Source organism: Micromonospora sp. NPDC049799, from assembly GCF_040656655.1.
Taxonomy (GTDB): domain Bacteria; phylum Actinomycetota; class Actinomycetes; order Mycobacteriales; family Micromonosporaceae; genus Micromonospora.
The window spans coordinates 1-2,325 of record NZ_JBFAMU010000658.1 but is presented as its reverse complement, the minus strand read 5'-3'; the positions used below and the strand labels follow the sequence as shown (position 1 = coordinate 2,325).

The following is a 2,325-nucleotide window of genomic DNA, read 5'->3' as shown; positions in this document are numbered from 1 at the left end:
GGGTGGGGGGGGGGGGTGTCGGTGGGGGTGGGGGCGGGGGGGCCGGGGGGGGGGTTGGTGGGGGGGTCGGGGGGGTGGGGGGGGGCGGCGGGGGGGTTTTGGGGGGGGTTTACGGCGGGCGGGGGCCCCCGCGCCACCGGTGCCCTCGGCCGCGACCGCGGCCCGGGCCAGCTCGACGATCGCCGCGAAGGCGGCGGCGTCGTTGACGGCCATGTCGGCCAGGATCTTGCGGTCGACCTCGATACCGGCCAGGCGCAGGCCCTGGATCAGCCGGTTGTAGGTCATCCCGTTGGCCCGGGCGCCCGCGTTGATCCGCTGGATCCACAGCTGCCGGAAGTCGCCCTTGCGGTCACGACGGTCCCGGTACGCGTACTGCATCGAGTGCAGCACCTGCTCCTTGGCCTTGCGGTACAGGCGGGAGCGCTGACCGCGGTAGCCGCTCGCGGTCTCCAGCAGGGTACGACGCTTCTTCTGGGCGTTCACAGCCCGCTTGACGCGTGCCATCTCAACTCCTTCTTACGTAAAGGTGGCGCGCGTCAGCGGCCGAGCAGCTTCTTGATGCGCTTGACGTCGGCCTTGGCCAGCACGACCGTGCCGGTCAGGCGCCGGGTCTGGGTGGAGGGCTTCTTCTCCAGGTTGTGGCGAAGCCCGGCCTGCTGGGCAACGATCTTGCCCTTGCCGGTCACCTTGACCCGCTTGCCCATACCCGTGTGCGACTTCATCTTCGGCATGTGGAACGTCTCTCCCCTGTTACTCGCCGCCGGTGCCGGCGACGGTGCCGGTGTCACCGGCTGCTGCGGTCTCGCCGGCTGCCGCGGTCTCCCCGGCTTCCGGAGCGGCGGACTCGTCCGCGGTCCGGTCACGGGGTCCACCGCGGGACGCCGTCGCGGCGACCGCGGAGGCCTTGACGGCCCGGTGCGGCGCGAGAACCATGATCATGTTCCGGCCGTCCTGCTTCGGAGCGGCCTCGACGTATCCCAGCTCCGTGATCTCCGACTCGAGCCGGCGCAGGAGCCGGTAGCCCAGCTCCGGGCGGCTCTGCTCGCGACCGCGGAACATGATCGTCACCTTGACCTTGTCCCCGGCCTTGAGGAACCGCACCACGTGACCCTTCTTGGTCTCGTAGTCGTGCGGGTCGATCTTGGGCCGGAGCTTCATCTCCTTGATGACGGTCTGCTGCTGGTTACGCCGCGCTTCGCGCGCCTTCAGTGCGCTCTCGTACTTGAACTTGCCGAAGTCCATGAGCTTGCACACCGGCGGGCGCGCCATCGGCGCAACCTCGACCAGGTCCAGGTCGACGTCCGCGGCCAGCTGCAGGGCGCGCTCCAGCGGGACGATGCCCACCTGCTCACCCTCAGGGCCGACCAGTCGGACCTCACGTGCCCGGATCTGCTCGTTCACGCGTGGTTCGACGCTGATGGGGCCTCCTCGAGTCGGATCTGCTGCGTGGCCGACCCCGCGGTCCCCGGATGGGAACCGACCCGGAAAGCAGAGGGCCCCGGCGTATGCCAGGGCCCGCTCGACCGGTCGGCACGATCACATGATCGCGCATCCGGGACCGGGACGTGCCCGGAACCGGTGACCGGACCCGGCCACCGTGGCGGCGACTCGGGTGGGAGCGGGAGCTCCTCTTTCATGGCTGTCTGCTCGCGTGCGGAGACAGCCTGGTCGACTCAGTAACACTACACCCTCGTCCTCGGCCGTCCCACACCGGGCACGGTGGGCGCGTCCCGGCGCACGGTCAGCGGCCGGTGGCACCCTCGGCGAGGCGGGCCTGGTGGGCCTGGTGCAGCCGGCGCAACGCGCGCACCCCGTCGACCGCCAGCTCCTTGTCGGCGGCCTGGAGGGCCACCATCGGCAGCAGGTCGTCGTCGTGCAGCTCCAGGCTCGCCCAGGGCGCGCCCCGGTCGAAGCGGACGCTCCGGACGACCTCCCAGGGCAGGTCGTACGATCCGACGACGTTGCGCACCCGCACGCCACGCGCGTCGGCCTCGACCCGGGGGCGGGTGAAGAGCAGGAAGCCCAGGGCGCCGAAGACGCCGAGACCGATCATGGCGAACTGGTCGCCGCGCTGGAAGGTGCCGTAGCCGTCACCCGTGGCGCCGCTCAGCGAGGTGGCCACCAGGCTGAACACCACCACCAACGCGATCGCGGCGGCCCAGCAGACCACCCGGATCCGACGGGGACGGAGGCGGACCGACTCGGTTTCACTCACCCCACCAGTCTGCCACGCGCTGATCGCCCCGCCGGCCGCGCTGGCCGGGGAGGGCGGCGCGAACTTCCTCATCGTCGCCTCCGACGCCCCGTTGCCGCTGCCGGCGATCC

Annotated in this window: 3 protein-coding genes and 1 pseudogene; all 4 read right to left on the bottom strand. The window is 71.4% G+C overall.

The genetic code is table 11. The annotated features are described in order from the left end of the window. Positions 1 to 147: 147 nt before the first annotated feature. Positions 148 to 504, bottom strand: a pseudogene (gene rplT, locus AB0I76_RS27870) (50S ribosomal protein L20); the annotation flags it as partial. A 32-nt stretch (positions 505 to 536) separates the two neighbouring features. Beyond that, positions 537 to 731 (bottom strand): 50S ribosomal protein L35, encoded by a 195-nt coding sequence (gene rpmI / locus AB0I76_RS27865; RefSeq protein ID WP_007458415.1) that lies wholly within the window; start codon positions 729 to 731, stop codon positions 537 to 539. 19 nt (positions 732 to 750) lie between these two features. Continuing rightward, a complete protein-coding gene (infC, locus tag AB0I76_RS27860; RefSeq protein ID WP_357041496.1) occupies positions 751 to 1,401 on the bottom strand; it encodes a translation initiation factor IF-3 in 651 nt (216 codons plus the stop codon). Between the two features lie 340 nt (positions 1,402 to 1,741). Next, entirely contained in the window at positions 1,742 to 2,215 is a 474-nt protein-coding gene (locus AB0I76_RS27855; RefSeq protein WP_357041493.1) for a PH domain-containing protein, read from the bottom strand. Positions 2,216 to 2,325 lie beyond the last annotated feature (110 nt).

Excerpts from the sequence above, each read along its gene's own strand:
- rpmI (WP_007458415.1), bottom strand. The coding sequence starts at position 731 with ATGCCGAAGATGAAGTCGCACACGGGTATGGGCAAGCGGGTCAAGGTG.